The 25,152-nt window shown below is 59.9% G+C and carries 19 protein-coding genes and 3 pseudogenes; 17 read left to right on the top strand and 5 right to left on the bottom strand.

Annotated elements, in window-relative coordinates; all coding sequences use genetic code 11:
• Positions 1–204 precede the first annotated feature (204 nt).
• The 5 genes from ACJ8HB_RS13560 (at position 205) to ACJ8HB_RS13540 (ending at position 6,303) form a co-directional block, all read left to right on the top strand.
• On the top strand, positions 205–1,260 hold the full coding sequence (locus tag ACJ8HB_RS13560; RefSeq protein WP_033648254.1) for a P1 family peptidase: 1,056 nt from the start codon (positions 205–207) through the stop codon (positions 1,258–1,260).
• A 16-nt stretch (positions 1,261–1,276) separates the two neighbouring features.
• Positions 1,277–2,101 (top strand): M55 family metallopeptidase, encoded by an 825-nt coding sequence (locus ACJ8HB_RS13555; RefSeq protein ID WP_033648255.1) that lies wholly within the window; start codon positions 1,277–1,279, stop codon positions 2,099–2,101.
• 205 nt (positions 2,102–2,306) lie between these two features.
• On the top strand, positions 2,307–4,529 hold the full coding sequence (locus ACJ8HB_RS13550; protein ID WP_094860146.1) for a xanthine dehydrogenase family protein molybdopterin-binding subunit: 2,223 nt from the start codon (positions 2,307–2,309) through the stop codon (positions 4,527–4,529).
• On the top strand, positions 4,529–4,987 hold the full coding sequence (locus tag ACJ8HB_RS13545) for a (2Fe-2S)-binding protein (RefSeq protein ID WP_033648257.1): 459 nt from the start codon (positions 4,529–4,531) through the stop codon (positions 4,985–4,987). The genes ACJ8HB_RS13550 and ACJ8HB_RS13545 overlap by 1 nt, the downstream gene beginning before the upstream one ends.
• Before the next feature lie 11 nt (positions 4,988–4,998).
• Positions 4,999–6,303, top strand: a complete 1,305-nt coding sequence (locus tag ACJ8HB_RS13540; RefSeq protein ID WP_033655269.1) for a cytochrome c — start codon at positions 4,999–5,001, stop codon at positions 6,301–6,303.
• A 37-nt stretch (positions 6,304–6,340) separates the two neighbouring features.
• On the opposite strand, the gene ACJ8HB_RS13535 is transcribed toward ACJ8HB_RS13540, so the two are convergent.
• Together ACJ8HB_RS13535 and ACJ8HB_RS13530 are read right to left on the bottom strand one after the other, a co-directional pair.
• Positions 6,341–7,510 carry a cupin domain-containing protein gene (locus ACJ8HB_RS13535; protein ID WP_060430165.1) on the bottom strand — a complete coding sequence of 390 codons (1,170 nt, stop codon included), beginning with the start codon at positions 7,508–7,510 and terminating at the stop codon, positions 6,341–6,343.
• Positions 7,511–7,797: 287 nt separating this feature from the next.
• Positions 7,798–8,709 carry a LysR family transcriptional regulator gene (locus tag ACJ8HB_RS13530; protein ID WP_047567584.1) on the bottom strand — a complete coding sequence of 304 codons (912 nt, stop codon included), beginning with the start codon at positions 8,707–8,709 and terminating at the stop codon, positions 7,798–7,800.
• 103 nt (positions 8,710–8,812) lie between these two features.
• Between ACJ8HB_RS13530 and ACJ8HB_RS13525 the strand changes: the two genes are divergently transcribed.
• Positions 8,813–9,379 (top strand): chromate transporter, encoded by a 567-nt coding sequence (locus ACJ8HB_RS13525; protein ID WP_047571628.1) that lies wholly within the window; start codon positions 8,813–8,815, stop codon positions 9,377–9,379.
• The gene (locus ACJ8HB_RS13520) at positions 9,376–9,897 is read left to right on the top strand and encodes a chromate transporter (RefSeq protein WP_033655286.1); all 522 of its coding nucleotides are present in this window, start codon (positions 9,376–9,378) and stop codon (positions 9,895–9,897) included. Before ACJ8HB_RS13525 ends, ACJ8HB_RS13520 begins: the two co-directional genes overlap by 4 nt.
• A 4-nt stretch (positions 9,898–9,901) precedes the next feature.
• Here the strand turns inward: ACJ8HB_RS13520 and ACJ8HB_RS13515 are convergent, their stop codons facing one another.
• Positions 9,902–10,255, bottom strand: coding sequence for an AprI/Inh family metalloprotease inhibitor (locus ACJ8HB_RS13515; protein ID WP_033648487.1), 354 nt, complete (start codon positions 10,253–10,255; stop codon positions 9,902–9,904).
• 410 nt (positions 10,256–10,665) lie between these two features.
• Between ACJ8HB_RS13515 and ACJ8HB_RS13510 the strand changes: the two genes are divergently transcribed.
• Positions 10,666–12,282 carry a serralysin family metalloprotease gene (locus tag ACJ8HB_RS13510; protein ID WP_047567582.1) on the top strand — a complete coding sequence of 539 codons (1,617 nt, stop codon included), beginning with the start codon at positions 10,666–10,668 and terminating at the stop codon, positions 12,280–12,282.
• A 43-nt stretch (positions 12,283–12,325) separates the two neighbouring features.
• Here ACJ8HB_RS13510 and ACJ8HB_RS13505 read toward each other — a convergent pair whose 3' ends face one another.
• Positions 12,326–12,976 (bottom strand): dihydrofolate reductase family protein, encoded by a 651-nt coding sequence (locus tag ACJ8HB_RS13505; RefSeq protein WP_033655260.1) that lies wholly within the window; start codon positions 12,974–12,976, stop codon positions 12,326–12,328.
• A gap of 69 nt (positions 12,977–13,045) precedes the next feature.
• Complete coding sequence (locus ACJ8HB_RS13500; RefSeq protein WP_060427816.1) at positions 13,046–14,047, bottom strand: alpha/beta fold hydrolase; 1,002 nt, start codon at positions 14,045–14,047, stop codon at positions 13,046–13,048.
• 234 nt (positions 14,048–14,281) lie between these two features.
• On the opposite strand from ACJ8HB_RS13500, the gene ACJ8HB_RS13495 reads away from it, so the two are divergent.
• From ACJ8HB_RS13495 to ACJ8HB_RS13455, 9 genes and pseudogenes are all read left to right on the top strand, one after another.
• The gene (locus tag ACJ8HB_RS13495; protein ID WP_041035031.1) at positions 14,282–14,713 is read left to right on the top strand and encodes a DcrB-related protein; all 432 of its coding nucleotides are present in this window, start codon (positions 14,282–14,284) and stop codon (positions 14,711–14,713) included.
• A 31-nt stretch (positions 14,714–14,744) separates the two neighbouring features.
• Positions 14,745–18,950 carry an RHS repeat-associated core domain-containing protein gene (locus ACJ8HB_RS13490; RefSeq protein ID WP_442520184.1) on the top strand — a complete coding sequence of 1,402 codons (4,206 nt, stop codon included), beginning with the start codon at positions 14,745–14,747 and terminating at the stop codon, positions 18,948–18,950.
• Positions 18,951–18,961: 11 nt separating this feature from the next.
• Positions 18,962–19,414: a hypothetical protein gene (locus tag ACJ8HB_RS13485; protein WP_141240930.1), complete on the top strand. Its 453-nt coding sequence runs from the start codon at positions 18,962–18,964 to the stop codon at positions 19,412–19,414.
• A gap of 372 nt (positions 19,415–19,786) precedes the next feature.
• Positions 19,787–20,995: pseudogene (locus ACJ8HB_RS13480) on the top strand (RHS repeat-associated core domain-containing protein); the annotation flags it as partial.
• 16 nt (positions 20,996–21,011) lie between these two features.
• Entirely contained in the window at positions 21,012–21,542 is a 531-nt protein-coding gene (locus ACJ8HB_RS13475) for a hypothetical protein (protein ID WP_072021625.1), read from the top strand.
• A 201-nt stretch (positions 21,543–21,743) separates the two neighbouring features.
• Positions 21,744–22,296 (top strand): annotated as a pseudogene (locus tag ACJ8HB_RS13470) (RHS repeat-associated core domain-containing protein); the annotation flags it as partial.
• 390 nt (positions 22,297–22,686) lie between these two features.
• On the top strand, positions 22,687–23,145 hold the full coding sequence (locus tag ACJ8HB_RS13465) for a hypothetical protein (protein WP_047571625.1): 459 nt from the start codon (positions 22,687–22,689) through the stop codon (positions 23,143–23,145).
• A gap of 358 nt (positions 23,146–23,503) precedes the next feature.
• Positions 23,504–24,697: pseudogene (locus ACJ8HB_RS13460) on the top strand (RHS repeat-associated core domain-containing protein); the annotation flags it as partial.
• On the top strand, positions 24,697–25,134 hold the full coding sequence (locus ACJ8HB_RS13455) for a hypothetical protein (RefSeq protein WP_047567577.1): 438 nt from the start codon (positions 24,697–24,699) through the stop codon (positions 25,132–25,134). The pseudogene ACJ8HB_RS13460 and the gene ACJ8HB_RS13455, both read left to right, overlap by 1 nt.
• The last annotated feature ends 18 nt before the right edge of the window (positions 25,135–25,152 follow it).

The raw sequence follows: 25,152 nt of genomic DNA, 5'->3' as shown, positions 1-25,152 counted from the left end.
CGGCCGTTAACCCTGTTTGCCCCCTAAAAACCCAATAAGCTCAGGCCTGCGGGCCGCCAAAATGGTCCCCCACATGCCGGCGAGTTGGTCTGAACGGCGACGGAGCAAGGCTATTTTTTCTGCCCGCTCCGGTTTTCAATTTACTGGGCGCTTACATTGCGCGATATTCTGGTTTTCTGATGGGCTAAGGCGGATGAGGGAACCATGACGGACAGCCAGGCGTTTGAACAACAAAGCCTCGACAATCTGCTGAGCTATTGGCGGCGCCATCGCCGCCTGCCGGGCGCGCGCTATCCGGCCGGCCCGACCGACACCCTGTGCGACGTGCCGGGCGTCAGCGTCGGGCATCACACCTTGGCCGACGGCGAATGCCAGACCGGCGTTACCGCCATCGTGCCGCCGGGCGATCTGTTCAACCAGCCGTTGCCGTGCGGCAGCGCGGTGCTCAACGGCTTCGCCAAACCGCTGGGGCTGGTGCAGCTGAACGAGCTGGGGGTGCTGCAAACGCCGATCCTGCTGAGCAACACTTTCGCCGTCGGCACGCTGTTCAATGCCATGGTGCGGCGCAGCTGTCTGCGCTACCCGCAGATCGGCCGCGGCAGCGCCACCATCAACCCGCTGGTGCTGGAGTGCAACGACGGCTACCTCAACGATATTCAGGCGATGGCGGTGCGCGAGGAGCACGTCTTCAGCGCGCTGGATAACCATTCCACCCGCTTTGCGCGCGGCAGCGTCGGCGCCGGGCGCGGCATGAGCAGCTTCGGCCTGAAAGGCGGCATCGGCACCGCCTCGCGCTATTGCCCGGGGCTTGGCACCACGCTCGGCGTGCTGGTGCTGGCCAACTTCGGCACCCTCGACTCGTTGACGCTGAGCGGCGTGCGCGTTGGCCAGGCGCTGGGCAGGCTGCTGGCGGATCCGCCGCCGCAGGTGGACGCCGGTTCGGTCATTATCATCATCGCCTGCGATCGGGCGCTGGACAGCCGCCAGCTGAACCGCATCGCCCGCCGCGCGGGCGCGGGCCTGGGGCGAGTGGGCAGCCATTGGGGGCACGGCTCCGGCGATATCGCGCTGGCGTTTTCCACCCGGTTGCTGGGGGCGACGCTGCCGGACGAACGGCTGGAGCCGCTGTTTGCGGCGGCGGCGGACGCCACCGAATACGCGGTGTTGGATGCGTTGCTGAGCGCCGAGGGCGTCAGCGGTTTCCAGCGGCACGATCGCATGGCGCTGGGCCCGCTGCTCGATCGGCTGGCGGAAAATTAAATAACGGGAGCGTGACGTGAAAGTCTTTATCTCTGCGGATATCGAAGGTATCGCCGGCGTAATGCGGCCGGAGCAATGCAACCCGGCCCATGCCGACTATGCGGCGGCGCGCGAGCTGATGGAGCAGGAGGTCAACGCGGCCATCGACGGCGCTTTCGCCGGCGGGGCCACCGCGGTGACGGTGGCCGACAGCCACGCCATGATGCAGAATCTGCGCGCCGATCGCCTCGATGGGCGCGCGCGCCTGGTGCAGGGTAAACCGCGTGGGCTGTCGATGGTGGAAGGGCTGCAACACCAACGTTACGACGGCCTGATGTTCATCGGCTACCACAGCGCCGCCGGCGAGCATGGCGTGCTGGCGCATACCATCAACGGCCGGGCCTTTTACCGCGTCAGCCTGAACGGCGAAGCGGTGGGCGAAAGCGATCTGTACGCGGCGGCGGCGGCCGAGTTGAACGTGCCGCTGTGGCTGGTGAGCGGCGACGACGAGCTGCAACGCTGGGTAGCGGAACGTTACCCGCACGTCGGCTATGCCTGCGTCAAGCGTGCGATCTCGCAAACCGCCGCCGAATCGCTCAGCCCGCAGCGGGCGCGCGCCGAGATCCGCGAACGGGCAATGCAGCAGGTGCGCCAGGGCGGGAAGCTGCCGGTGGAGCGCCGCTTCATGCCGCCTTACCGGCTGACACTGATGGCGGCCAAACCGGTATTGGCGGATCTGTTCAGCCTGGTGCCCGGCGTGGAGCGCCAGGACGCGCTCACCGTGGCCTTCGACAGCGACAACATGGCGGCGCCAATCCGCCTGCTCAGCGTCTTTTCGTATCTGGCGACGACGCAGAATTGATGCACGATGTGCGGGCTAGCCGCCCGCAGCGCACGATTCCTCAACGAAAAAATCCCTTATCAAGATTAGGCCTGCTGGATAATAGGCTACGCTAATTATTGCTCTGTTGCGCTATGTCACCCGACGGGCGCAACAACCCATTCCCATAACAAGATTTGTTTCGCCGAAGGCAGTGACGCCTTCGGCTTTTTTGGAGTCATGAGCAATGAGCATATCCCAAGTTCCGCTTTCGCGGCGGCGGTTTATCGTCGGCGCCGGGGCGTTGGTGATCGGCGCCTATCTGCCGTCCACCGGCGCGCTGGCGCGGTCGAATGCCCCGGCCGCCTCCGGCGCGGCGGCGTTTGACGCCAACGCCTTCGTTCAGATCGGCGCCGACGGCGTCGTCACCGTCATCAGTAAACACACCGAAGTGGGCCAGGGGGTCTATACCGGCATGGCGACGCTGGTTGCCGAAGAGCTCGATGCCGACTGGGCGCAGGTGCGGGTCGTCGCCGCACCGGTGGACACCCATATCTACAAAAACCTGGCCTTCGGATTCCAGGGCACCGGCGGTTCCAGCTCGGTGGCCAATGCCTATGAGCAAATGCGCCGCATGGGCGCCATGGCGCGTGCGCTGCTGGTGCAGGCCGCCGCGCAGAGCTGGAAAACCTCGGCGCAGGAAATCACCGTGCAGGCGGGCAGGATTCGCCATGCCGCCAGCGGACGCGAAGCGGGCTTCGGCGAATTCGCCGCGCTGGCCGCCACGCTGCCGCCGCCCGATCCCGCCAGCCTGACGCTGAAGGATCCGGCTAATTTCACCCTGATCGGCAAAACGCGCGGCCTGCATCGCGTCGATTCGCTGGCGAAAACCAACGGCAGCGCGCAGTTCTCGCAGGATATCCATGAGCCGGACATGCTGACCGTCACCATCAAGAAACCGCCGCGTTTCGGCGGTAAGGTGGCGGCCTTCGACGCCGAACGGGCGCTGGCGGTGCCGGGGGTGGTAGCGGTGAAGCAAATCGCCACCGGCGTGGCGGTTTACGCCAAAAATACCTGGGCGGCGATCCAGGGGCGGGAGCGGCTGAAGGTGACGTGGGACGATGCGCAGGCCGAACGGCGCAACACCGAGGAGATCTACGCCGAATTCCGCCAGGTCGCGCAGAAAACCGGCGTGGTGGCGAAGAGCCACGGCAAGCCGGACGAGGTGTTCGACAAGGCCGACAAGGTGATCGAGGCCGAATACACCTTCCCGTACGTCGCCCACGCGCCGATGGAGCCGCTGGACGGCTATCTGTTCTGGGACGGCGAGAGCGTCAAGGCGCGCTACGGCTGCCAAATTCAAACGCTCGATCACAAGCAGCTGTGCGATCTGTTCGAGTTGCCGCCGGACAAGGTGCAGATTGAAACCATTCTGGCGGGCGGCAGCTTCGGCCGGCGCATCGATTTAGGCAACCCGACGCTGGGGCCGGATCTGGCGGCCGACATGGCGGCGGCGGCCAAGGGTATCGGCCCCGGCCACGGCGTGAAGGTGGTATGGACGCGCGAGGACGACATCCGCAACGGCTGGTATCGCCCGATGATCCTGCACCGCCTGCGCGGCGCCATTCGCGGCGGCAAGGTGGTGGGCTGGACCGATACCGTGGTCGGCCACTCCTGGACGCGCCACAGCGCGATGGATGCGCTGGTGGTCAACGGACTCGATCAGATGATGGTCGAGGGCGCCAGCGAAGTGTCATACACCTTCGAAGCCTTCCGCTGCGATGCGCACATCGTGCCCGGCAAGGTGCCGACTACCTCGCTGCGGTCGGTCGCCAGCACCCACACCGGCCACGCGGTGGAGAGCTTTATCGATCAACTGCTGCAGGAAACCGGCCAGGATCCGGTCGAAGGGCGGCTGGCGCTGATGGGCGACGCGCCGCGCGCGGCGGGCGCGCTGCGGGCGGTAGCGAAAGCCGCTGACTGGCAGGGCGCGAAAGTGGTGGACGGGCGCGCGCGCGGCGTGGGCGTCGCCAAGGCGTTCGATACCTATGTGGCGCAGGTGGCCGAGGTGTCGATCGGCGAAGGCGGCATCCCGAAAGTGCACAAGGTGTGGTGCGCGGTGGACTGCGGCGTGGCGGTGAACCCCGACGTGATCCGCGCGCAGATCGAGGGCGGCATCGGCTACGGCCTGAGCATGGCGCTGTACGGCAATATCACGCTGAAAGACGGCGTGGTCGAACAGTCCAACTTCAATAACTTCCGCCCGCTGCGCATCGATGAGATGCCGGAGATCGAAGTGATCATCGTGCCCTCGAGCGAGAAACCGACCGGCGTGGGCGAGCTGGGGGTGCCGACCATCGCCCCGGCGGTCGGCAATGCGCTGGCGCTGCTCGGGCGGCCGCGCACCTCGCTGAGCCTGCCGCTGCATAATCCCACCGCGAACCCGGCGTCTGACAAGGAGAGAACCTGATGATTCAATTAACCGTAAACGAGCAGCCGCTGACCTTCGAGGGCGATCCGCACATGCCGCTGCTGTGGTTCTTGCGTGACGAAGCCGGCCTGACCGGCACCAAGTTCGGCTGCGGCATCGCCATGTGCGGCGCCTGCACCGTGCATCTTGACGGGGTGCCGGTGCGGTCGTGCATGACGCCGATTTCGGCCGCCGTCGGCAAAAAAATCACCACCATCGAAGCCGTGGGCGCCACGCCGGAAGGCAAGGCGGTGCAGGAGGCCTGGCTTGATCTGGACGTGGTGCAGTGCGGCTACTGCCAGTCCGGCCAGATCATGAGCGCCAGCGCGCTGCTGGCGCAAAGTAAAAATCCGAGCGATGCGGACATCGACGCGGCGATGGGCGGCAACGTCTGCCGCTGCGCCACCTATGTGCGTATTCGCGCCGCCATCCACCAGGCCGCCAAGGCGTTGGGTTAGGGAGAGATGCGATGAGCAACGCCTTGAAAGGGCTGTTATGGCTGATTATCGCCGTGGTGGTGTTGGCGGGAGGATATGCGCTGTACACGCTGCTGCGGCCCACCGGCGCGGAGCCTGCGGCGCCGATCGCCGGAGCGCCGGCCGGCATCACCGATAAACTGGCGCGCGGCGAGTACCTGGCGCGCGCCGCCGACTGCGTGGCGTGCCACACCGCGCCGGGCGGCACGCCTTATGCGGGCGGCTTCGCCTTCAAACTGCCGTTCGGCACCATTTACGGCACCAACATCACCGCCGACAAGGAGACCGGCATCGGCAACTGGAGCGACGATCAGTTCGTGCGCGCGGTGCGTGAGGGCATCGGCCCGCAGGGCAACCTGTATCCGGCGATGCCGTACACCTCCTACACCGGGCTGAGCCGCGACGACGTGCTGGCGATCAAAGCCTATCTGTTCAGCCTGCCGCCGGTGAAGCAGGCCAACCCGCAAAACGATCTGTCGTTCCCGTTCAACCAGCGTTGGGGCATGAAATTCTGGAACCTGGCGTTCTTCCATGAGCAACGCTTTACGCCGGATCTCAACAAGGACGAGCAGTGGAACCGCGGCGCCTATCTGGCGACCGCGCTGGGCCACTGCGGCGAGTGCCACACGCCGCGCAATCTGGGGTTCGGCCTCAACCAGAGCAAGCACCTGAGCGGTGAAGTGGTGCAGGGCTGGTTCGCCGCCAACATCACGCCGGACAAACAGAGCGGCATCGGCGGCTGGAGCGACCAGCAGCTGTCGCAATATCTGGCCACCGGCCATGCGCCGGGGCGCAGCAGCGCCGCCGGCCCGATGGCAGAAGCGGTGGAAAACAGCCTGCAGTTCCTGACGCCGGAAGATAATCTGGCGCTGGTGAAATACCTGCGCGATATCGAACCGATCGCCGGCGACGCCGCTGCGGCGGTAAATCTGCAGCCGAAGGGCGCGGGGGCTTCCACCCCGATCCTGCCGGGCGGGCAAGAGCAGTCGCTCGGGCGGCGGGTGTTCGCCAACGACTGCAGCGGCTGCCACCAGTGGAACGGGCCGGGCCGCCAGAGCGAGTATGCGTCGCTGGTGGGCAGCACGGCGGTGAACGATCCGCAGGGGCGCAGCGTGGTGCAGGCCATCCTGAAGGGAACGAGCATCAGCATCGGCGAACGGCATGAAATGATGCCGGCGTTCGGCAGCGCCTATTCCGACGAGGAAGTGGCGGCGGTCGCCAACTTCGTAGTCGGCCACTTCGGCGATAAGCAGGGCAAAGTCACCGCCAAACAGGTGGCGGAGCAGCGCAAGCAGTAAAGAAAAGCGGCGAGGGAGCTTCTCCCTCGCCGTGGCGTCAGCGGCTGCGGCGCGACATCACCCGTTTGTCTTTCGGTCTATCCTGCCAGTCCTCAATCTGATTATTGAAGTTGTCCGCCAGCAGGTAGGCCGGGGTTTTCGCCAGCCAGTCGGACAGCGAAATATCCTGATAAATGCCGTTGTCCATCACGATCAATACCTTCAAATCCTCATCGCCGATGTTCTCGATGTAATGGCCGAAGCCCTGCGGCACGTAACCGACGTCCGAAGGGGCGTACTCTTCCGTCTGCGCGTGGCCGTGTGAGCTGAACACCGTCATGCGGCCTTTGCCGGCAATATAGTATTGCCATTCGTTGGCATTGGGGTGCCAGTGCAATTCCCGGATCGCGCCGGGTTTCACGATCTCGATGATGCCGGTCATGGTGGTGGAAATGGGAAATTCTTTCGACGACACCAAATGGACGCTGCCGGCGTCATTTTCAAAGAACGGCTTTTGCTTCATTAATTCATAGCGGTGGGTCAGCGGGGCGTTATTTAATCCGCCGTCGTTTTTCGGCAATGGCAAGGTGGGCGGAACGGCGCCGCCGACAATATAAGCCTCGCCCTGTTTGGCCTTGGAAAATACCGCCGCCGGCATGTTGACGCTTTTTTCCAATACCTCTTTCGGCATATGCGCCACCCAATCGGTAATGCTGAAGGTGCCGAACTCGGAGAAATGGCCGTTATCGAACGCCAGAATAAAATGCGCGCCGTCCGCCAGCGCCTGAATGGAATGGCCATAGCCTTTCGGGAAATACCACACGTCACCGGGGCCGAAATCCGCCACTTCGCATTTGCCCTCGGGATCGAGGATGGTGATGCGCGCATGGCCTTCCAGCATAAACGCCCATTCGGCGGCGATGGCGTGCCAGTGCAGCTCGCGCACGCCGCCCGGCTCCAGCGTCATGTCCACGCCCGCCACGCCTTCGGAGATCGGGAATTGCTCGACGGTGGCTTCGCGCGCCCAGCCGCTGGGCAGGCTGCGTTTCTTGCTGTCGGTGAATTTGTATTTATAGAGATGCTGCGCATCGGCAGGCGGCTGATAGCTGCTGGGGGGGACGATATTGCGATGATCGTCGGCAGCGGCATTTTTTACGATGCCGCCGATCATGCCGGCGGCGGCCGCGCTGACGGCGGAGACTTTCAATATATCACGACGCGATAGCATAGTATTTTCTCCAATATAAAACCGCGCGTCTGAATAGGCAGGCGCAGGGAAGGCACAATTGCTCTTGAAAGGTGTTTTGTCATCGGCGAAATAGGCGGCGACCCTTAAATCCTAGCGGCTGGAATGTATTGGGTAGGCGTTTATTTGTTTGCGTTTGTTACTAAGTGAGTGCAGGTTTAATTAATTTATCTGAAGTTGAATAGTCATTGATTGGAATTAATTTTCACCGCTCACAGGCTTAAATAAATAATAAACGAACTTCATTTATTATTGGCCGTTCGGGCTTTTTATGACTGCGCCACGGTCTCCAACACCAGCTGACGAAAGCGCTCGACGATCGGCGAAGCCGGGCTGCGGCGCAGCGCCAGGTAAAGCGGGGCGCTGAGCTGCGCCTCTTCGGCGAGGGTGCGGTAGACGATGCCGTCGCCGCCCAGCCGCCGCATCGAGCCGGGCACCACTGACAGCCCCAGGCCTGCGCCGACCAGGCTGAGGGTGGCCGGCAGGCGCGGCGCTTCCTGCACGATGCGCGGGCTGAAGCCGGCGCGGTGGCAGGCGGCCAGGATGGCGTCGTACAGCCCCTGGCCGGCCGGGCGGCGATAGAGAATAAACGCTTCGTGGGCCAGTTCGGCCAGCGGCAGCGGTTGCTGCGTCTCATGCGCCAGCCGGTGGCCCAGCGGCAGGGCGACGATCATCGGCTCGCTGAGCACCGGCTCCACGCTCAGGCCGGGAATGCCGTTGGCCGGCGAGCGCACGAAGGCGGCGTCGAGGCGCTGTTCCAGCAACGCCTCCATCAGTTCGCCGCTGCCGGCTTCTTCCAGCTGGGTAGTGATGCCCGGCTGGATGTCGCGGTAGCGGCGCAGCAGGTTGGGCACGAACGGGTGCAGCGCGGCGGAACTGGTGAAGCCGATGGCGATGTGCCCTTGCTCGCCGCGGGCGGCGCGCTGCACCGCTTCGCGCAGGCGTTCGGCGCGCGCCAGCAGGGCGCGGGCCTCTTCGAACAGCACGCCGCCCGCTTCGGTGACGCGCACGCCGCGCGGCAGGCGCTGCAACAAGGTTACGCCCAGTTCGTCTTCCAGCCCCTGCAGCAGGCGGGTCAGCGGCGGCTGCTGGATAAACAGCCGCTCGGCGGCGCGGGTGATGTTGCCTTCTTCCACCACGGTGACGAACGCCCGCAGGCGACGCAGTTCGATCATTGGCATACCTCAAAGGTATCTTTAGTTGTTTAGGAATGCATTAGACATCATGGCACGGCGGCGCGCATGATACCAGACATCAAAACAAGCGATGTGGAACGGCAATGTCATGTCAGATATCAATACGTTAAAACCGCACCCGGCGGCAGCGCCGGGCAACGCGGAGCTGTTTGTGGGCTTTCTGTGGCTGGGGCTGATCGGCTTCGGCGGCGTGCTGCCGCTGGCGCGCAGCATGTTGGTGGAGCGCCGGCGCTGGCTGAGCGGTGAACAGTTCACCGAGCTGCTCGGGCTGTGCCAGTTTCTGCCCGGCGGCAACGTCATCAACCTGTCGGTGGCGGTGGGGATGGAGTTTCGCGGGCTGCGCGGCGCGCTGTGCGCCTTGCTGGGCCTCATTAGCGCGCCGACGGCGATCGTGGTGGGGCTGGGCGTGGTCTACGCCCGCTTCCAAAACGATCCGCACGTGCAACATGTGTTCGCCGGGCTGGCCGCCGCCGCCGCCGGGCTGCTGCTCTCGACCGGGATCAAGATGCTGCTGCCGCTGCGCGGTAAATGGCCGGCGCTGGCGATCGTCGCGCTGGCCTTGATCGCCATCGCCTGGCTGCGCCTGCCGCTGCTGCCGACCATGCTGGTGCTGGCGCCGCTGAGCATTCTGCTGATGTGGCGGTTGCCGTCATGAGCGGGGTTTTAATTGCGCTGGCGCTGATCTTTACCGAGCTCTCGCTGCTGGCGTTTGGCGGCGGCATGACCATTCTGCCGGAGATGCAGCGGCAGGTGGTGGAGGTGCATCGGTGGATGAGCGCCCAGGAGTTCAGCGCGCTGTTCGCCATGGCGCAGGCCGCGCCGGGGCCGAACATGATGATCGTGCCGCTGGTCGGCTGGCACGTGGCCGGATGGGCGGGGCTGCTGGTTTCTTCGGTCGCCAAGTTCGGGCCGTCTTCCATCGTTACGCTGCTGGTGATGGGCGCCTGGCGGCGCTTTAAGGATCGCCCGTGGCGCCGCATCGTGCAGGCCGGGCTGGTGCCGCTGACCGTGGGGCTGGTGGCGGCCAGCGGCATCTTGATCGCCGAGGCTTCTGCGCCCAGCTGGCGGCTGGCGGCGATCGTGGCGCTGGCGACGGGATTGAGCATGAGCAAGCGCCTCCATCCGCTGTGGGTGCTGGCGGGCGGCGCGCTGCTCGGGTTGCTGTTCGCCTGAGGGATTAGCGCGGGATCAGCATAAAGCGTGAAGGGCCGTTGCGATCGATCAGCTCATAGCGCTTCGGCGCGGTCAGGGCCAGAAACGCCACCATGCCGCCTTCGGCGTCGGTCAGCGTCATGCCGTCCGGCGTCGGCCGCCAGGCGACCGGCAACGTTTGCAGCGCCAGCGGCTGCAGGCACTGGGCGGAGGCGCTGAAGCGGAAGGCGTTGGTGTTGGCCACCGCTTCGTCGCTCAGCTGCACCTCGCAGACGGCTTTACCGTCGCCGATGGCGGCGAGCTGCCAGTCGCCCTTCAGCGCGGCGGGTTCCAGCAACGGCAGTGAACTGCCCAGGGCACTGCTGCACAATACGCTCATAACGACTCCCGTCAGGCTGGCGCGGCGCAAGGCGCGCATAAGAAAAAAGGTTGGCATCGGGTCACTCCTTTCGGCTGTCCGTTCACACTTTAGCACGTACCCCCGTGATGATGAGGGAAGGATTAGGTTTTTTAATCCTCGATTATTCTGATCTAACCGGCGATAAAATGCGCAAAAAGACGAATGATTAACCCGTTAATGCACTTATTTTTCTCATTAATATAGTGAGAATACAAATTGTTACGAGTATCTCCATCTCAATGCCCGGCACGGTGAAGCCAGGCGGGGCGGGCTCGCGCCGCCGGGGTGAGTCACTATACTGGTCATTCCTAAGCCTTGGCTTAGATTAGAACGACTGATGAATAGTCTTACAAAGCGAGTGGGTTCCTATTGTGTAAAAGGAGAATGCAATGCGCCGTAGCCACAATGACATTTTGCAAGATGATGATGAGTTCACCAGCCTGGCCGCCACATCCCCCAACGATCATAACTATCAATTTTACTATCACCAGCCCGGCAGCCCCTATGACGGCTTGGGTTATGGCGCGCTGTTTACGCTGGACAACGCCAACCTGTACAGTAACCAGCGCGGCGGGGCAGCCATCAACAACCTGGGTAAAATCCGCGATAACTTCAGCTTCGATCGCGCCGCCGATCAGCTGACGCGGCCGGGCCTGACGCACAACGGCGATCAGGTGTATCACCAGCCGGTGGCGCTGACCTATTCCTTCCTGACGCAGAGCGCGCTGAACCGCATCGGCCAGACCGGCGACGGCGACAAGGGGCTGCAGCCGCTGACCCAGGCGGCGCAGGCGCAGGCGCTGAAATCGATGCAGGCCTGGGCCGACGTGGCGAACGTGACCTTTACCGAAACGGCGTCCACCGATATCAATCATCGCGCGGACATCACCTTCGCCTACTTCACCCAGCGCGCCGACGGCAGCACCGCAGCCGGCAGCGGCCCGAATGCCATTAATGCTTACGCCTATTACCCGCCGAGCTCCAAACCGGGCAGTGATAACGCCTTTGCCGGCACGGTGTGGTTCAACAAGAACTTCGCCACCCATCAGGCGCCGGTTAGCGGCGATTTCAGCAGCCAGACCTTCACCCACGAGCTGGGGCATGCCCTGGGGCTGGCGCATCCGGGATCTTATGACGCCTCGTTGGGCAACCCGAGCTACCAGAACGACGCGGCTTACTATCAGGATTCGCTGCAATACTCGATCATGAGCTATTTCAACGCCGGCTACACCGGCGCCGACACCAAAGGGGTGTATGGCTATGGCCCGATGGTGGATGACATCGCCGCGATCCAGAAATTGTACGGCGCCAACATGAACACCCGCACCGGCGACACGGTGTACGGCTTTAACTCCAACACCGGGCGCGATTTCCTGACCGCCACGGCGGACAACGGCAAACCGGTCAACTTCGCGGTGTGGGACGCCGGCGGCAACGACACGCTGGACTTCTCCGGCTACAGCCAGCAGCAGATGATCAACCTGAACGACGGCGCGTTCTCCAGCGTCGGCGGCGGCACGCAGAACGTCGCCATCGCGCGCGGGGCGATCATCGAGAACGCCATCGGCGGCAGCGGGCGCGATGTGATCATCGGCAACGATCAGGACAACCTGCTGGCGGGCAACGCCGGCTCCGACATCCTGTACGGCGGCCTGGGGGCGGATCATCTGTGGGGCGGCAAAGATGCCAACAACTTCACCGACTATTTCGTCTATCTCAATGCCAAAGAGTCCACGGTGGCGGCGTTCGACGTGATTGAAGACTTCGAGCACGGCATCGACAAGATCGATCTCTCCGGCCTGCGCTTCAACAACAGCCTGAGCGAGCTGCGCTTTATCGACAGCGGCAGCGCCTTCAGCGGCCAGAAAGGCGAGATCCAGCTCAACTTCGACGCCTTCAACGGCACCACCGATCTGTTGATGAACACCCAAAGCAACAGCTATGCCGCCGACTTCAAGATCCATGTGGTCGGGCAGGTGGAGCAGAGCGATATTCTGTTTGCCTGAGGGCGATGCAGGGGAAAGAGAAAAGGGCCGAACGGCCCTTTTTTTACGGCTGGGCTACCGCGGCGCTTTCCGCTACGAAGGAGCCGGTTGCCACCGCGCCGGCGCGGCGGTAGTGGGCCACGATCACGCCGCCGGGCGAGACCACCGATTGGGCCAGCGTGAAGGCCGCCGGCGCCGCGTTGTCATCGAACAGCCGTTTGCCGCCGCCGAGCAGCACCGGGTAGGTGAGCAGGCGCAGTTCGTCCACCAGATCGTTGGCCAGCAGCTGTTGCATCAGCGTGCTGCTGCCCTGCACCAGCAGCACCGGCCCCTGCGCGCGTTTCAGCTCGCGCAGCCGGGCGAGGATGTCCCGCCCCAGCCACTGGCTGTTCTGCCACGCCAGCGTCTCGCCGTGGTGGGTGGCGACGTACTTGGTGGCCTGATTGAACACGCGGGCGATATCGGCGGATAACGGGTCGGCCTCGTCGGTGATCTGCGGCCAGTAGCCGGCGAAAATGTCGTAGGTGCGCCGCCCCAGCAGCAGATCGAACGGCGCAGAGAAAAGATCGCCCATCGTTTCCGCAATGGCGTCATCCCAGTAGGGGGCTGTCCAGCCGCCGAAGCGAAAGCCGCCGCTGCGGTCTTCGTCCTGCCCGCCGGGCGCCTGCATCACGCCATCGAGGCTGACGAAGGCGCTGGCAATAATCTGTCGCATGGCTGTCTCCTGCCGTTGAGTGCCAGCTGAAAGTTTAGCCGCCGCGCGGCGGCTGCGCCAACCGGCCGCTCAGGGCTGCAGCGCCTTGAGCAACGCCTGATGGAAACGCTCCGGTTCCTCCATTTGCGGCGCGTGGCCCAGCCCGGCGAACTCGATCAGCGTGGCGTGCGGGATCAGCTTCGCCGCCTGTTTGCCCAGCTCCGCATAGTGGCCGATCCTGGCCTTGACCGCCGGCGGGGCGATATCGCTGCCGATGGCGGTGGTGTCGGCGGTGCCGATCATCAGCGTAGTGGGGGTTTGCAGATCCTTGAACTCGTAGTACACCGGCTGGGTGAAGATCATGTCGTAGATCAACGCCGAGTTCCACGCCACCAGGCGATGGCCCGGCCCGTTGTTCAGCCCGGCCAGCATATCCACCCAGCGATCGTACTCCGGCTTCCAGCGGCCGCCGTAGTAGGTGCGCTGCTCATAGTTGCGGATACCCTCGGCGGTGGTGTTCAGCTCGCGCGCGAACCATTGATCGACGCTGCGCCACGGCACGCCTTTGGCCTTCCAGTCCTCGAGGCCGATCGGGTTGACCATGACCAATTGCTCCACCGCCTGCGGATACATCAGGCTGTAGCGCGTGGCCAGCATGCCGCCGGTGGAGTGGCCGATGATGATGGCCTTACTGATTTTCAGGTTCTGCAGCAGGCCGTGGGTGTTTTGCGCCAGCTGCTGGAAGCTGTACTGGTAATGCGCCGGTTTGGTGGAGGAGCAAAAGCCGATTTGATCCGGCGCGATGACGCGGTAACCGGCCTTGCTCAGCGCCTTGATGGTGTCCTGCCAGGTGGCGGCGCAGAAGTTTTTACCGTGCAGCAGCAGCGCGGTGCGGCCGTTGGCGGCGCCTTCCGGCGGCACGTCCATATAGCCCATTTTTAACGGCTGCCCCTGCGAGGTGAAGCTGAACTGTTGCAACGGGTAAGGGTAATGAAAGCCCTGTAGCTCCGGGCCGAACTTCGGCGTTTCGGCGGCGGCGGGGAACGCGGCCAGCGTGGCGCACAGCAGCGCGCGACGGGTGAATCTCAGCATCCTGATCTCCTGAAAAACGGACGATAGCCGAGTATAGCCACAATCAGGGCGTCGGCGCGCCAGCAGTTTCAGATAATTCTGTAATGTTACGGCCCGATTCCGGGCAAGGTTCCGGCCACGGCCTTGTACACAGTGAACGCGGTCACGCCGCGCAACATTGGCGGAGCCTGAAGGTTTTATTTCAAGGCTAAGTTATGCGATGCTTAAGCATTATTTATGCAAAAGGATCCTCGCATGTCCGCTTTATCCCGCTGCGCTTTCAGCGAAGGCAGCGTCGCTTTGCCGGAAGGCTATGCCGATCGCACCGTCAACGTGCTGTTGGCCGGCGATGATGTTTCCCCCTCAATCAATATTTCCCGCGATGCGCTGCAGCCGGCGGAAAACCTGGAAAGCTACGTTACCCGCCAGCTCGATGCGCTGGCGCAGGGGCTGAAAGGCTGGGCATTCAAAAGCCGCGAGCCGGCGACGCTGGGCGATGGATTAACCGCCGGTGAATGGGTGCGCGCCAGCTACCTGCGCGACGGCAAGCGCATCTGGCAAAACCAGGCGGTGTTCGCGCTGGCGGAGGGCCGGGTGCTGGTGTTCACTCTGGCGATGGCGCGCAAGCTGACGCCGCAAGACGACGCGCTGCTGCAGCAGGTGCTGAGCAGCTACCGGGCGGCCTAACGATGAACTCTTTGCGTAAAAGGACCTTACGATGACCGAAGCGGCTCGCGTCGGCGATACCATCGGGCATTCCCATGCCCTGGCCGGCATGATTGCCGGCACGATTGTCGGCGGCCTGATCGCCGCCGCAGGCGCGGTGGCGGCGGGTGCGCTGTTCGTCGCCGGCCTGGCGGCTTCCTGTATCGGCGTCGGCGTGCTGCTCATCGGCGCCAGTCTGGCGGTGGGGTATCTCACCGGGGAGGCGGCCACCGCGGCGCGCGACGGCATTGCCGACGCCGGCGCCGGTAGCCTGACCCCCAAAGGCAATATCGTCACCGGCTCCCCCAACGTCTTCATCAACGGCAAACCCGCCGCGCTCGCCACCAACAGCCAGGTGGCCTGCAGCGACGACGGCCCGAGCATGCAGATGGCGCAGGGCTCCGACAAGGTCAGCATCAACGGCCAGCCCGCCTCGCGCGTGGGGGACAAAACCAACTGCGACGCGCAGGTGATGGAAGGTTCGCCCAACGTGTTTATCGGCGGCGGCACCGTCACCACCTTGCCGATCAAGCCCGAAGTGCCGGATTGGCTGTACAAGGTCTCTGACCTGACGCTGCTGTTCGCCGGCTTGGTGGGCGGCGTGGGCGGCGCCGCCGGCAAGCTGGGGGCGCTGGGCAAACTGCTGGGCAAGCTGCCCGGCATCAACAAGCTGGCGCGCATCGCCTGCCGCGCCGGCACCCTGATGACCGCGACCGCCGCCGTCGGCATTATCGCCCGGCCGGTGGATATCGTCAGCGGCCAGAAATTCCTCGACGGCGAAGACGATCTCGATTTCGTGCTGCCTTCGCGCCTGCCGGTCGCCTGGCAGCGCTATTGGCGCAGCGGCAACCCCGGCGACGGCGTACTGGGCCGCGGCTGGAACCTGTTCTGGGAGAGCAGCCTGCAGCCGTATCAGGACGGCCTGGTGTGGCGCGCGCCTTCCGGCGACTTCGTCGCTTTCCCCAGGGTGCCGCGCGGCCACAAAACCTACTGCGAAGCCGAAAAATGCTGGCTGATGCACAACGACGACGGCAGCTGGCAGCTGTTTGACGTCGGCGAACAGATTTTCCACTACCCGCCGCTGGCGGGCGATCAGCCGAGCCGGCTCAGCATGATCACCGACGCGATCGGCAACGCCACCTCGCTGTTTTACGACGACGAGGGGCTGCTGAGCGAACTGGTGGACAGCGCCGGGCAGCGCCTGATGTGCCGCTATGCGCAGGGCCGCCTGCGCGAAGTGGCGCTGCAAACCGCCGAAGGCGAACGGACGCTGGCGCGCTACGATTACGATGAGCAGGGCCAACTGACGACGGTCAGCAACCGCGCCGGTGAGGTGACGCGCCGCTTTGGCTGGCGCGACGGCCTGATGATCAGCCACCAGGACGCCGCCGGACTGCTGAACGAATACCAATGGCAAGAGATTGACGGCGTGCCGCGCGTGACGGCCTACCGCAACAGCGCCGGAGAATCGCTGGAGTTCGGTTATGACTTCGCCGGTGGGCGCCGCAGTGCGGTGCGCGGCGACGGCAAGCGCGCGGAGTGGCGGCTGGATGACGACGACAACGTGGCGCAGTACATCGACTTCGACCAGCGCCGCTACGGTTTTATCTACCAACGCGGCGAACTGTGCAGCGTGCTGCTGCCCGGCGGCGCGCAGCGCCAGAGCGAATGGGATCCTTACGGCCGCCTGCTGTCGGAGACCGATCCGCTCGGCCGCGTCACTCGCTATCAATATTCGCGCAACAGCGGCCGGCTGTTCGCCGTCGCGTACCCGGACGGCAGCAGCGAAGCGCAGCACTGGGATACGCTGGGGCGCCCGACGCGCTATGTCGATGCGCTGGGCAATGCCACGCTGTACCGCTATCCGGATGACGAAGAGAGCCTGCCGGCCGGCGTGATCGACGCGCTGGGCGGGGAAGTGAAGCTGGAGTGGGACGCCCGCGGCCAGCTGACGCGCTACACCGACTGTTCCGGCAGCGTGACAGCTTATACCTACGATGCGCTGGGGCAACTGACGGCGCAGACCGATGCCGAAGGCCACCAGACGCGCTACCTATGGGATAACGGCGGGCGCCTGCACACCCTGATCCACCCGGACGGCGGCGAAGAGCGCTTTAACTGGAATGCACACGGTCAACTGGCCGAGCATCAGGACGCGCTGGGCAGCCTGACCCGCTGGCAGTACAACGCCCTGGGGCTGCCGGTCAGCATCACCGATCGCATCAACCGCACCCGGCGCTATCACTACAGCCCGCAGGGCTGGCTGACGCGGCTGGAGAACGGCAACGGCGGCGAATACCGCTTCAGCTACGATGCGGTGGGCCGCGTGCTGGCCGAAGAGCGCCCGGACGACACCCGCCACTATTATCGCTACGGCGCGGCCGGGCTGCTGGAGGAGCACCGCGAGGTCGGCCTGCCGGGCAGCGCGGGCGAGCTGACGCAGCGCGAACAGCGCTTCCGTTTCGACGAGGCCGGGCAGCTGGTCTGGCGCGGCAACGCCAGCGCGGAATGGAATTACCGCTTCGACGCCATGGGGCGGCTGCGCGAGCTGAACCGCCTGCCGACGGCGAGCGGCGCGGCGCTGGGCATTGAGCCGGACAGCGTGCAGATGCGCTATGACGCCGCCGGGCGGCTGCTCGGCGAGCAGGGCGTGAACGGCGAGCTGCAATACCAGTGGGATGCGCTGGCCAACCTGCAGGCGCTGACGCTGCCGCAGGGCGATCGCCTGCAGTGGCTGTATTACGGCTCCGGCCACGCCAGCGCCATCAAATTCAACCAGCAGGTGGTGAGCGAGTTCACCCGCGATCGCCTGCATCGGGAGACCGGCCGCAGCCAGGGCGCGCTGCAGCAGCAGCGGCGTTACGACGCCATGGGCCGCCGCAGCTGGCAGAGCAGCGCCTTCGGCCACGACAAACTGACCCGGCCGGAAGACGGCGTGCTGTGGCGCGCCTATCGTTACACCGGCCGCGGCGAGCTGGCCGGGGTGAGCGACGCGCTGCGCGGCGAAGTGCACTACGGTTACGACGCCGAAGGCCGTCTGCTGCAACACCGCGAACCCAATCAGGGCAAACCGGGCGCGCGGCTGGTGTACGATTTGGCGGATAACCTGCTGGGCGAGCGCAGCCCGCAGAGCGACATCGACGCGCACCTGCCGCTGGCGCCGATTGTCGATAACCGCCTGACGCACTGGCAAAAACTGTTTTACCGTTACGACGCCTGGGGCAACCTGATCAGCCGGCGCAACGGCCTGTATGAACAGCACTACCGCTACGACGCCGACAACCGGCTGGTGCAGGCGCATGGCCGCGGCCCGCAGGGCGAGTTCGAGGCGCAGTATCATTACGACGCGCTGGGCCGCCGCAGCCGCAAGGCGGTGCGCTACAAGGGCAAAACCGAACAGACGACCCGTTTCCTGTGGCAGGGTTACCGGTTGCTGCAGGAGCAGCGCGACGACGGCAGCCGCCGCAGTTGGAGCTACGATCCGGCCAGCCCGTGGAGCCCGCTGGCGGCGCTGGAGCAGGCGGGCGACAGCCGCTCGGCGGATATTTACTGGTATCACACCGATCTGAACAGCGCGCCGATGGAAGTGACCGACGCAGCGGGCAACCTGTGCTGGTCCGGGCAATACGACACCTTCGGCAAGCTGCAGGGCCAGACGGTGGCCGGCGCGGCGAAGCGGCAGGGCGCGCAGTATCAGCAGCCGCTGCGCTACGCCGGGCAATATCAGGACGACGAAAGCGGCCTGCACTACAACCTGTTCCGCTACTACGAACCCGAGGTGGGGCGTTTCACCACGCAGGATCCGATAGGGCTGCGCGGCGGGTTGAACCTTTATCAGTATGCGCCGAACCCGCTGATGTGGGTGGATCCGTTTGGGTTGTCTAAAAATACCTGTAGTGTAGAGAAAGGCATTGAGCATGAGAAAACGTTCAAATCACTCAATGACGCCCGTGATCATGCTAGAAAGGCATCAGGTATAGGTGATGACGCAGTAGACTTTATTCAGGAAATAGGGCCTCAGAAAGGGAGAGTTACTGGTCGAATGTCACCGGATGGCAAGCAAGGATGGCGTTTAGATTATGATGATAAAAAAGGTTATCACGTAAACTGGTGGGATCAGCGTGGTGGACCAAAGAGGAAAGACTGGTTGTTTGGTGCTAACAAAATAGAAAATGGCACTTTAAATGATTATTATTCGCTCATAGAGCATTTTCCTTGAGGTATAAGAAAATGAATTTTATTGATAGTGGTGTTGTTAAGGAATGGCTCGCTAATAACAATGCGATGATTAACGATTCGTTATCTGATGACTTATTTTATAAATTGTCTTCTCTACCTTGGGAAGCTGGTCATATAGACTATGAGAAACTAAATCATCGGAGCGCAGACATACAGGAGATGTTGAGTTATGATGGTGATATAACATATGACAATCTAAAGGTTTTTTTAAAGGGAAGCTCGTTTGAAAGCAATTCACACGTATTGTTTTGGTATGGAAAGGATAACCCTTGTGTTGTTTGCGAAACCAAATTTGGATTAAATAATATTGACTCTGCATATTGGGGGGTTCCTGGTTGGAACTACATATTTAGCTGTGGTTTCGAAAATAATGAAATTAAGGTGGATTATGGTAACATTCTAACCTTTGATGGGATGAGTAGATTGGTTTTATTAATGAGTTGACATCTTTTTGATGTGTTTTATTATGATTGTAGTGGCTTACTACATGCTTATTACATGATAAAGGGGTTTTAAATTTTCTATCGGAGGGTTGATGATATTGATCAGTGTTTTGCACCCACAATGATAAAAATGACTATTATTCAATTGAATAGTATTCTGTGAATTTGGAAAGATGGAAAGATGGAAAGATGGAAAAATGTGTGGAGATCTGAGAGCAATAAGATAATCAGTGGCGATAAAGATTGTTAGTGCTTTACAAAAAATGTGAGAAACATTGAATATGAGATGTAAGGTAGAGGCTTGAAAAGGAGATATTAGGTTCTTTAAAAATAAAAAAAGGAAGAGTAAAAACATTAGATTGTTAGTTGCATCAAAGGCCGCCTGCTGCAACACCGCGAACCCAATCAGGGCAAACCGGGCGCGCGGCTGGTGTACGATCTGGCGGATAACCTGCTGGGCGAGCGCAGCCCGCAGAGCGACATCGACGCGCACCTGCCGCTGGCGCCGATCGCCGATAACCGGCTGACGCACTGGCAAAAACTGTTTTACCGTTACGACGCCTGGGGCAACCTGATCAGCCGGCGCAACGGCCTGTACGAACAGCACTACCGCTACGACGCCGACAATCGGCTGGTGCAGGCGCATGGCCGCGGCCCGCAGGGCGAGTTCGAGGCGCAGTATCATTACGATGCGCTGGGCCGCCGCAGCCGCAAGGCGGTGCGCTACAAGGGCAAAACCGAACAGACGACCCGTTTCCTGTGGCAGGGCTACCGGTTGCTGCAGGAGCAGCGCGACGACGGCAGCCGCCGCAGCTGGAGCTACGATCCGGCCAGCCCGTGGAGCCCGCTGGCGGCGCTGGAGCAGGCGGGCGACAGCCGCTCGGCGGATATTTACTGGTATCACACCGATCTGAACAGCGCGCCGCTGGAGGTGACCGACGCGGCGGGCAACCTGTGCTGGTCCGGGCAATACGACACCTTCGGCAAGCTGCAGGGCCAGACGGTGGCCGGCGCGGCGAAGCGGCAGGGCGCGCAATACCAGCAGCCGCTGCGCTACGCCGGGCAATATCAGGACGACGAAAGCGGCCTGCACTACAACCTGTTCCGCTACTACGAACCCGAGGTGGGGCGTTTCACCACGCAGGATCCTATAGGGTTGGAAGGCGGGCTGAATTTATATGCTTATGGGCCAAATCCTTTAGCTTGGGTAGATCCACTAGGTTTAGATCGTTTCCCTTCGTGGATGGATACCACTCAAGGGTACCAACGTCAGCATTTGATTCCTTACTCACTTAGGAATCATCCTGTTTTTGTGCAATCAGGGATGAGTATTAATGGTGCATCAAATATGATGCGACTTCCTGTTGCAAAAGGAATAGATCCTAATCCGGACTTGGGACTTCATCGTGGCTGGACAAAAGAGCATGCAATATATAATGAAATGATGAAGTCAAAACTAGATGCTTTGGAGAGAGTTGCAAATAAAGAAAAATGGGATTATCGACGAATACAAAATGAAGTATTGAACCTACAGCATGAGGCTCGTAAAGGATTTAAAACAGGAAAGCTTACATGTGCTTGATTACGAGGATAAGGGCATGAACATCTATACTATTAGTAGCTTCTTATTGGGAAATGGAGTTATTGACTTCTCAGACCCAAAGTCAAGATTATCAAGCTTTTTCATTTGGAATGAAGGGGATGGTAAGTTTCTCTCATATTCACTACCAAAAGGTAAAGTACAAAGTACTATGCGGAGTGATAAACTGATGGTTTCAGATTATTTTCCTGCCAATATCGGAGTCCCAATTTTTTCACAGAGAGCGGTATCTATATTTGAACGTAGAATTGCATCTGAAATGTCCTTCTATAAGTGTACTGTGGAAAATGTTAGTGAAACGCTGTCTTTATGTAAGGTGAATAATTACCTTCCAATTATTGACGAGGAAAGAACAACGTTTAGGGAACTTATTGATGGCACTAAACTAATCGATATTCCTGCCTATAAATGTGATAAAGATTTCTTTATAGCGAGAGATAGTGTGTTTTGTGAGCGAATGATTGTCTCTCAACTATTTGTCGATTTATGTAATGAGGAAGGAGTGAATATTGAATTTTCACAATGTTAATGAAGTGTCTGGTTTCTAATGGAAAATGTTTTTTAAATTGAGGAAAATAAGGGGGGGTAAAGAAAAAATCAGGTTACGAGGCACGTTCTTTAAAAATAAGAATGAACTGGTCTATATAAACCTCTGGAACGACATTGACGCGCACCAGCCGCTGGCGCCAATCGCCGACAACCGGCTCCGTGGCCCGCAGGGCGGCAGTCCCATTACTATGCGCTGGGCCGCCGCAGCCGCAAGGCGGTGTGCTACAAGGGCAAAACCGCACAGACGACCCGTTTCCTGTGGCAGGGTTACCGGTTGCTGCAGGAGCAGCGCGACGACGGCAGCCGCCGCAGCTGGAGCTACGATCCGGCCAGCCCGTGGAGCCCGCTGGCGGCGCTGGAGCAGGCGGGCGACAGCCGCTCGGCGGATATTTACTGGTATCACACCGATCTGAACAGCGCACCGCTGGAAGTGACCGACGCGGCGGGTAACCTGTGCTGGTCCGGGCAATACGACACCTTCGGCAAGCTGCAGGGCCAGACGGTGGCCGGCGCGGCGAAGCGGCAGGGCGCGCAATACCAGCAGCCGCTGCGCTACGCCGGGCAATATCAGGACGACGAAAGCGGCCTGCACTACAACCTGTTCCGCTACTACGAACCCGAGGTGGGGCGTTTCACCACGCAGGATCCGATAGGACTGCGCGGCGGGTTGAACCTTTATCAGTATGCGCTGAACCCGCTGATGTGGGTGGATCCGTTGGGGTTGATGAGTTGTGGGGCTTCTAAAGGCTTTGCTAGAAAAGATAGAATCGCTCGCAGATGGGTGGATAAACTATCTGGCAAAAAGCCAGCTGATGTTGACGCGTTTTTAACTAGTCGCGGTTGGGCAAAGCATTACCCTCAAGCAGGCAGACCAGAAGCAATTCAACATACTCAATATGTGCGAACAACGAAATCGGGTGCGACATATAAACTTGATTATCACCCCGGAGGTAATGCAAGTCAGCCTAATATTCATGGCAATGATTATTGGAAGGTTTATAAGGTTGAGAATGGTGAGGATGTTGTTTTTGGTAGAATTGGGCATGGTGAATTTAAAAATTACGATCTGATAAAAGATTCACCTGTGTACGTTGATGGAGTTATTAAGAATGGTGGTGTCTAAGATGATTGACTTTAATGCTGAGATTGTATCGGGGATTTCCATAGGGAATGTCGTTATAAATGAAAACATCTCGTCATATATTAATGAGATTTATTCTGGATTTAGTGTGGAGGTTAAAAGTTATTTTCTCCCTGATGGTGAGGAAAAAAAATCATATAAAATCGACAATACCTTGACCATTGCGACTGATAAAGACGGTGTTATCTTTTCACTTGGATGTAATGAGCGTTATAAAGGCGGCTACAAGGGAATCATATTCACAGGGATGAAGGTGATGGATGTGATAAAATTAACAAAAACTCAGAAATTATATAATGGTTCAATAATTATCAATGATGATTTTGGTATTTCACTTATACTTCCTCCGCCATATGATGAGATTGCTGATACAATAAAACACATTCCTGAAGATATAGAAATAAACGAGTTTTTTGTATCTGATTTTTCATTTTGGCGCTAATTCTTAATGCTTTGCACTAAGAATGACTTGCTCAAGTAGCTTGAAAAAATTGATTTCAAAGCGAAAAAGTCAATGCAGGTAAATTTGGTGCAACTAGGGGCGATCTGTTGGAGTGCCCCCTGATGATAAAACAGGGGGGGAGGATTGAGTATGATGAGGAAATTGGTGCCTATATCAATTTTTGTTGGCGTTTATAAATATTAACCTCAATGATTGCGGTTATAATAGGGTGTTCAATGGCTTTTTGAATTAATATTATTCAGCCAGTTTCTGACTAAAATTAAAAAATAAAATTATGAAAAGTTAATTTTCAGCTCTTTAAAAATGAAGCCATTGAAAATTAAATATTCCAAGTGTTTATTGTAGAGTAGGCCGCCTGCTGCAACACCGCGAGCCCAATCATGGCAAACCGGGCGCGCGGCTGGTGTACGATCTGGCGGATAACCTGCTGGGCGAGCGCAGCCCGCAGAGCGACATCGACGCGCACCTGCCGCTGGCGCCGATTGTCGATAACCGGCTGACGCACTGGCAAAAACTGTTTTACCGTTACGACGCCTGGGGCAACCTGATCAGCCGGCGCAACGGCCTGTACGAACAGCACTACCGCTACGACGCCGACAATCGGCTGGTGCAGGCGCACGGCCGCGGCCCGCAGGGCGAGTTCGAGGCGCAGTATCATTACGATGCGCTGGGCCGCCGCAGCCGCAAGGCGGTGCGCTACAAGGGCAAAACCGAACAGACGACCCGTTTCCTGTGGCAGGGCTACCGGTTGCTGCAGGAGCAGCGCGACGACGGCAGCCGCCGCAGCTGGAGCTACGATCCGGCCAGCCCGTGGAGCCCGCTGGCGGCGCTGGAGCAGGCGGGCGACAGCCGCTCGGCAGATATTTACTGGTATCACACCGATCTGAACAGCGCGCCGCTGGAGGTGACCGACGCGGCGGGCAACCTGTGCTGGTCCGGGCAATACGACACCTTCGGCAAGCTGCAGGGCCAGACGGTGGCCGGCGCGGCGAAGCGGCAGGGCGCGCAATACCAGCAGCCGCTGCGCTACGCCGGGCAATATCAGGACGACGAAAGCGGCCTGCACTACAACCTGTTCCGCTACTACGAACCCGAGGTGGGGCGTTTCACCACGCAGGATCCGATAGGGCTGCGTGGCGGGTTGAACCTGTATCAGTATGCGCCGAACCCGCTGATGTGGGTGGATCCGTTGGGGTTGAGTAGTAAGCCTTGTAAAACAGAAAAAGAGCCGAAAGATTCTTATGAACAAGCTAGGAATAAAGCACTCAAATGGCTTGAGGAACGTGGTTTCAAAGCGGAAAAAGTCAATACAGGGAAATTTGGCGCAACCAGAGGACAACCTGTTGGAATGACCACCCTTGATGGTAAAACAGGGTTTAGGATTGAATATGATGAGAGAAGTGGTGCTCATATCAATGTCTTTAGTGGGAAGGATAAGGGAGAGCACTTCTTATTTGATGCAAAAGAATCTACTGTAACTAAGCTTCAGGAACTATTTGATTTCCCGTCGAAACCGTGGAGAGGAATGTAATGACACTTGATGAAGAAATTAGAAATAAAATAGGTGAGAAATCTATTTTTTTTAATATCGTAGATGATTGGGAAGCGATTGCCGATGAGTTGTCAGATTCTTTCGAATGGACTGGCTCTAAGATAAGTTGGTCTAAAACAAAAGAACATAAGTTTATTAAGTTACATGGAGACTATCAGTCATGGTTATCTCAGGTGTCTTCTTTTTTAGAGGATAATGCAGTAAATAGAGAAATTGCCATGAGCGATGAGATTTACTACATCAATGATTCCTCTCTGGATTTCTCAGTTAAGATGGACTTTGATAAACTTCATGAGTTTCTTGATTTTGCCTTAAAAAATATACCTCAGCATCATTATTTCTTTGAAAGAAATAAAAAGTGGTGCCTTGTAATTAGCTCTGAAGGTTATGCCGATTTTGGTATTTCTGGTAGGTGAAGTGTTGTTGGGGTAGAC

The organism is Serratia sp. CY27727 (assembly GCF_052169275.1).
GTDB lineage: Bacteria > Pseudomonadota > Gammaproteobacteria > Enterobacterales > Enterobacteriaceae > Serratia > Serratia sarumanii.
This window is presented reverse-complemented; position numbering and strand designations above follow the sequence as displayed.

Excerpts from the sequence above, each read along its gene's own strand:
- ACJ8HB_RS13530 (WP_047567584.1), bottom strand. The coding sequence starts at position 8,709 with ATGCCAATGATCGAACTGCGTCGCCTGCGGGCGTTCGTCACCGTGGTG.
- ACJ8HB_RS13500 (WP_060427816.1), bottom strand. The coding sequence starts at position 14,047 with ATGCTGAGATTCACCCGTCGCGCGCTGCTGTGCGCCACGCTGGCCGCG.
- ACJ8HB_RS13475 (WP_072021625.1), top strand. The coding sequence starts at position 21,012 with ATGAACATCTATACTATTAGTAGCTTCTTATTGGGAAATGGAGTTATT.
- ACJ8HB_RS13550 (WP_094860146.1), top strand. The coding sequence starts at position 2,307 with ATGAGCATATCCCAAGTTCCGCTTTCGCGGCGGCGGTTTATCGTCGGC.
- ACJ8HB_RS13520 (WP_033655286.1), top strand. The coding sequence starts at position 9,376 with ATGAGCGGGGTTTTAATTGCGCTGGCGCTGATCTTTACCGAGCTCTCG.
- ACJ8HB_RS13525 (WP_047571628.1), top strand. The coding sequence starts at position 8,813 with ATGTCAGATATCAATACGTTAAAACCGCACCCGGCGGCAGCGCCGGGC.
- ACJ8HB_RS13545 (WP_033648257.1), top strand. The coding sequence starts at position 4,529 with ATGATTCAATTAACCGTAAACGAGCAGCCGCTGACCTTCGAGGGCGAT.
- ACJ8HB_RS13515 (WP_033648487.1), bottom strand. The coding sequence starts at position 10,255 with ATGAGCGTATTGTGCAGCAGTGCCCTGGGCAGTTCACTGCCGTTGCTG.
- ACJ8HB_RS13535 (WP_060430165.1), bottom strand. The coding sequence starts at position 7,510 with ATGCTATCGCGTCGTGATATATTGAAAGTCTCCGCCGTCAGCGCGGCC.
- ACJ8HB_RS13490 (WP_442520184.1), top strand. The coding sequence starts at position 14,745 with ATGACCGAAGCGGCTCGCGTCGGCGATACCATCGGGCATTCCCATGCC.
- ACJ8HB_RS13495 (WP_041035031.1), top strand. The coding sequence starts at position 14,282 with ATGTCCGCTTTATCCCGCTGCGCTTTCAGCGAAGGCAGCGTCGCTTTG.
- ACJ8HB_RS13510 (WP_047567582.1), top strand. The coding sequence starts at position 10,666 with ATGCGCCGTAGCCACAATGACATTTTGCAAGATGATGATGAGTTCACC.
- ACJ8HB_RS13455 (WP_047567577.1), top strand. The coding sequence starts at position 24,697 with ATGACACTTGATGAAGAAATTAGAAATAAAATAGGTGAGAAATCTATT.
- ACJ8HB_RS13540 (WP_033655269.1), top strand. The coding sequence starts at position 4,999 with ATGAGCAACGCCTTGAAAGGGCTGTTATGGCTGATTATCGCCGTGGTG.
- ACJ8HB_RS13505 (WP_033655260.1), bottom strand. The coding sequence starts at position 12,976 with ATGCGACAGATTATTGCCAGCGCCTTCGTCAGCCTCGATGGCGTGATG.
- ACJ8HB_RS13485 (WP_141240930.1), top strand. The coding sequence starts at position 18,962 with ATGAATTTTATTGATAGTGGTGTTGTTAAGGAATGGCTCGCTAATAAC.
- ACJ8HB_RS13560 (WP_033648254.1), top strand. The coding sequence starts at position 205 with ATGACGGACAGCCAGGCGTTTGAACAACAAAGCCTCGACAATCTGCTG.
- ACJ8HB_RS13465 (WP_047571625.1), top strand. The coding sequence starts at position 22,687 with ATGATTGACTTTAATGCTGAGATTGTATCGGGGATTTCCATAGGGAAT.